This window comes from Xylophilus sp. ASV27, from assembly GCF_016428875.1.
In the GTDB taxonomy this organism is placed as follows: Bacteria; Pseudomonadota; Gammaproteobacteria; order Burkholderiales; family Burkholderiaceae_C; genus Xylophilus.
The window spans coordinates 1-4,743 of the sequence record NZ_JAELTO010000182.1 but is presented as its reverse complement, the minus strand read 5'-3'; the positions used below and the strand labels follow the sequence as shown (position 1 = coordinate 4,743).

5 protein-coding genes are annotated in these 4,743 nt (G+C 69.6%); all 5 read left to right on the top strand.

Annotated features, from left to right (window positions below; genetic code table 11):
* Nucleotides 1–16: 16 nt before the first annotated feature.
* Entirely contained in the window at nt 17–1,339 is a 1,323-nt protein-coding gene (locus JHD63_RS21810; protein ID WP_198972889.1) for a sulfatase family protein, read from the top strand.
* 48 nt (nt 1,340–1,387) lie between these two features.
* Nucleotides 1,388–2,164 carry a FadR/GntR family transcriptional regulator gene (locus tag JHD63_RS21805; RefSeq protein WP_198972888.1) on the top strand — a complete coding sequence of 259 codons (777 nt, stop codon included), beginning with the start codon at nt 1,388–1,390 and terminating at the stop codon, nt 2,162–2,164.
* Nucleotides 2,165–2,281: 117 nt separating this feature from the next.
* Nucleotides 2,282–3,262: a tripartite tricarboxylate transporter substrate binding protein gene (locus JHD63_RS21800; RefSeq protein ID WP_198972887.1), complete on the top strand. Its 981-nt coding sequence runs from the start codon at nt 2,282–2,284 to the stop codon at nt 3,260–3,262.
* Nucleotides 3,263–3,266: 4 nt separating this feature from the next.
* The gene (gene ltnD, locus JHD63_RS21795; protein ID WP_198972886.1) at nt 3,267–4,154 is read left to right on the top strand and encodes an L-threonate dehydrogenase; all 888 of its coding nucleotides are present in this window, start codon (nt 3,267–3,269) and stop codon (nt 4,152–4,154) included.
* A gap of 147 nt (nt 4,155–4,301) precedes the next feature.
* Nucleotides 4,302–4,743: four-carbon acid sugar kinase family protein (locus JHD63_RS21790; protein ID WP_198972885.1), on the top strand; the 442-nt coding region annotated here is incomplete at its 3' end.

The following is a 4,743-nucleotide window of genomic DNA, read 5'->3' as shown; positions in this document are numbered from 1 at the left end:
CATTTATCCTGCCGCCATGCAACGACCCAACCTGATCTTCATCCTGGCCGACGACATCGGCTACGCCGACCTGGGCTGCACCGGCGCGCGCGACGCGGACAACCGGCCGGCCGACCCGTCGCCCCAGCTCGACCTGCTGGCGGCGGCAGGCCTGCGCTTCACGCGCGGCTATTCCAATTCGGCGGTGTGCTCGCCCACGCGATTCGCGCTGATCACCGGCCGCTGGCAGTACCGGCTGCGCGGTGCGGCAGAAGAGCCGTTGGCCAGCGCCCATGGCGACAAGATCCTGGGCCTGCCGCCAGAACACCCCACCCTGCCTTCTTTGCTGCGCGACGCGGGCTACGCCACCGCGCTGGTGGGCAAATGGCACCTGGGCTACCCGCCGCATTTCGGCCCGCGCAAATCGGGCTATGGGGAGTTCTACGGCTTCCACGCTGGCGGTGCCGACTACTTCGCCCACTGCGACCCACGCGGCCGGCCCGACTTCTGGGAAAACGAGACCGCGATCGAGCAGGACGGCTACCTCACCGACCTGCTGAGCCGCCGTGCGGCCGGCTTCGTGGAGCGCCAGTCCGCCGAGCAGCCGTTCCTGCTCAGCCTGCACTACAGCGCGCCGCACTGGCCCTGGCTGACGCGCGACGACCGCGAAGAGTCCGGGCGCATCGGCGGCTTTGGCAAGCACACCGACGGCGGCTCGCTGGCGACCTACCAGCGCATGATCCACCACATGGACGAGGGCATCGGCTGGGTGCTCGATGCGCTGGAGAAGAAGGGCCTGGCCGACAACACGCTGGTGGTCTTCACCAGCGACAACGGCGGCGAGCGCTTTTCCAACAACTGGCCCTTCGTCGGCCAGAAGATGGATCTGCTCGAAGGCGGCATCCGCGTGCCGCTGCTGGCACGCTGGCCGGCGCGCATCGCCGCAGGCGGCGTCAGCGACACGCCCAACCTGAGCATGGACTGGACCGCCACATTCCTGGACGCCGCCGGAGTGCCGCCCCATCCGGACTATCCCCTGGACGGCCGCAGCCTGCTGCCGCTCTTCTCCCAGCCGGGATGGAAGCCCGAACGCGATCTGTGCTGGCGCATGAAGCACCGCGCCCAGCGCGCCCTGGTGCGCGGCGACTGGAAGTACCTGCAGGTCGAAGGCGTGGAGTATCTGTTCAACGTGACGCAGGACCCGCGCGAGCGCGCCAACCTTCGTGAGCGCGAACCCGAGCGCCTGGCCGAGCTGCGCGCGGCCTGGGACGCCTGGGACGCCACCCTGCCAGCCATTCCGCAAGACTCGAAGGTTTCGCTGGTCTTCACCACCAAAGACCTGCCGCAGGCGACGTTTTAGAAGGCTGTGCGGGTAGAGTCAAACGATGAATTCTGAAATTCGTGCCGTATGACGGTTTCCCGCTTCCAGTCCCTGGTGCCCGGCGCACGCCTGTCCGACCGGGTCGCCGACGCGCTGGCAGCGGAAGTGCGGGCCGGACGCATCGCGGCCGGAGACCGCCTGCCCACGGAGGTGGCGCTGGCCGAGCAGTTCGGCGTGAGCCGCACGGTGGTGCGGGAGGCGGTCTCGCGGCTCAAGTCGCTGGGCCTGGTCGAGTCGCGCCAGGGAAGCGGTGTGTATGTGCAGGCGGCGGGTTTTTCTCCGCTGAACTTCGACGCGCGCCACGCCAGCTCGCGCCAGGCCGTGGTCCAGATGGTGGAGGTGCGCCGCGCGCTGGAGTCGGAAGTGGCGGCCCTGGCGGCCGAAAGGCGGACCGCCGTGCAACTGCAGGAGATCCGGCGCAGCATCGCAGCGCTGGATGAGGCGGTGGCTGCCGGGCGGGACGGCGTGGCGGAGGACGTGCGCTTCCACCGCGCCATCGCCGAGGCCGCCGTCAATCCTTTCCTCATGGACACGCTCGACTACCTGGGCCAGTTCCTGCACGGCGCCACTCAGGTCACCCGCGCGAACGAGGCACGCCGCGTCGACTTTGCCCGGGCGGTGAGCGAAGAGCATGCGCACATCGTGCAGGCCATTGCCGACCGGGCGCCCGCCCAGGCCCGCGAAGCCGCCGCCCGGCACATGTGCAATGCCATACGGCGGATAGAACAGGCCGATCCCGCCTTCTGGTCGCAAGAGGGCGAGGCCCTGGCCCGCTCGCTGACCACGCGCAGGCCGGGCGGCTGAAGCGGCTGCACCCATCGTGTTACGGGTAAACCCGGCCAGGTGCCCGTACCTAAATTTGTATGATGACCATATAAATAACAGGCTCGCACCGCACCGCAACCACTGCAGGAGACATCCATGGCCCGACTGCCATCCAGACGCCTTTTTCTTCGCTCAGCGGGCTGTGCCTGTCTGGCGCTTGCCGCGCCCTTGTGCCTGGCCCAGGCCTGGCCGGCGCGGCCGGTGCGGCTGGTGGTCCCGTTCCCGCCGGGCGGGCTGATCGACAACATGGCGCGGCTGGTCGGCACGCGCCTGGCGCAGGAACTGGGCCAGCCCGTGGTGGTGGACAACAAACCGGGTGCCGGCGGCAACCTGGGGGCGGCCGAAGTCGCGCGTTCCACGCCGGACGGCTACACGCTGCTGATGGCCTCTCCCGCGCTGACGATCGGCCCCGCCGTCTACAAGAACCTGCCCTATCAGCCCGAGCAACTCGCGCCCGTGGCGCTGCTGGGCCGGGTCCCCAACGTGCTGCTCGTCAACCCGGCCAGCGGCCTGCAGACGGTGCAGGACATAGTGGCACGCGCCAGGGCGCAGCCCGGCAGGATGAACTACGCCTCCAACGGCAACGGGACTTCGCTGCACCTGAGCGCGGAGCTGTTCAAGCGCCGCGGCGACATCTTCATCACGCACGTCCCCTACCGCGGCGCGGCCGCGGCCATCACGGCCCTGCTCTCCGGCGAAGTCGACCTGATGTTCGACAACCTGCCCTCGGCCATCGGCCAGATCCAGGCAGGCAAGCTGCGCGCACTGGCCGTGACCACACCGCAGCGCAGCGCGGCCCTGCCGGATGTCCCCACCATGGCCGAAGCGGGCCTGGCGGGCTTCGATGTCAGCGCCTGGTTCGGCGTGGCCGCGCCGTCCGGCCTGCCGCCTGCGGTGGCGGCAAGGCTGTCGGAGGCGCTGGAGAAGGTGGCGCGGCTGCCCGAAGTGGCGGCCTCCATGCAGCGCCAGGGCGCGCAACCCTCTTTCATGGACGGGCGTGCCGCCGCCCAGGCCATGGCGGCGGACGCGGCCCAGTGGAAACAGGTGGCCGCCTTTGCCAAGATCCAACTCGACTGACACCATGCCCTCACTCGACATCGGCCTGATCGGCCTCGGCGCCATGGGCGCCGGCATGGCGCGCTCGCTGCGGCGCGCCGGCCACCATGTAAGCGTCCACGACCTGCGCGCCGAAGCGGCGCAAGCCTTCGCCCGCGACGGCGGCCGCGCCTGCGCCTCGCCGGCGGAACTGGCCACGCACTGCGACATCGTGGTGTCGGTGGTGGTCAACGCCGCCCAGACCGAAGCCGTGCTGTTCGGCGAGCAGGGCTGCGCCGCGGCCATGCGCCCCGGCAGCCTGTTCGTCATGTGCTCCACGGTCGACCCAGCCTGGTCGGCGGCGCTGGAGGCGCGGCTGGCAGAACGCGGTCTGCTCTACCTCGATGCGCCGATCTCCGGCGGCGCGGCCAAGGCGGCCAGCGGCGAGATGACGATGATGACCTCGGGCTCGCCCGCGGCCTACGAGAAGGCCGGCGCGGCACTCGATGCCATGGCCGCCAAGGTCTACCGCCTCGGCGAGCGCGCTGGCGCGGGCAGCAAGGTCAAGATCATCAACCAGCTGCTGGCCGGCGTGCACATCGCCGCCGCCGCCGAAGCCATGGCGCTGGGCCTGCGCGAGGGCGTGGACCCGGCCGCGCTGTACGAAGTCATCACCCACAGCGCCGGCAACAGCTGGATGTTCGAGAACCGCATGGCCCACGTGCTGGCGGGCGACTACACGCCGCTGTCGGCGGTGGACATCTTCGTGAAGGACCTGGGCCTGGTACTGGACATGGCACGCTCCAGCAAGTTCCCGCTGCCGCTATCCTCCACCGCGCACCAGATGTTCATGCAGGCCTCGAGCGCCGGCTTTGCGCGCGAGGACGACAGCGCGGTGATCAAGATATTCCCGGGCATCGAGCTGCCGAAGTGAGACACCCCCAGGCTACGCGCTTCGCGTCTTCGCCCGCCCCCTTCAAGGGGTCGCATCCTGCGGACCGGCGGAGCCGGTTGCGCGGATTGTGCTTTTGGGTTTCATGTGCTGCGGGCGTAGCAAGCACTCTGGAAAACTGAGACGTTCATGACGAAAATCCTGCTCGGCTGCATTGCCGACGACTTCACCGGCGCCACCGACCTGGCCAACAACCTGGTGCGCGCCGGCATGCGCGTGGTGCAGACCATCGGCGTGCCGGCCCAGCCGCTGCGCGCGGAGGCGGAGGCGGACGCGGTGGTGGTCGCGCTCAAGTCGCGCACCATCGCGCCGGCCGACGCCGTTGCGCAATCGCTGGCCGCCCTGCGCTGGCTGCAGGCGCAAGGCGCAGCGCAGATCTACTTCAAGTACTGCTCCACCTTCGACAGCACGCCGGAGGGCAACATCGGCCCGGTGACGGAGGCGCTGATGGACGCGCTGCGCTGCGGCTTCACCATCGCCACGCCGGCCTTTCCCGACAACGGGCGCACCGTGTTCAAGGGCTACCTGTTCGCCGGCGACGTGCTGCTCAACGAGAGCGGCATGCAGCACC

Bases quoted from the DNA above. Each gene is read 5' to 3' on its own strand.
- ltnD (WP_198972886.1), top strand. From the start codon at position 3,267: ATGCCCTCACTCGACATCGGCCTGATCGGCCTCGGCGCCATGGGCGCC.
- JHD63_RS21805 (WP_198972888.1), top strand. From the start codon at position 1,388: ATGACGGTTTCCCGCTTCCAGTCCCTGGTGCCCGGCGCACGCCTGTCC.
- JHD63_RS21810 (WP_198972889.1), top strand. From the start codon at position 17: ATGCAACGACCCAACCTGATCTTCATCCTGGCCGACGACATCGGCTAC.
- JHD63_RS21800 (WP_198972887.1), top strand. From the start codon at position 2,282: ATGGCCCGACTGCCATCCAGACGCCTTTTTCTTCGCTCAGCGGGCTGT.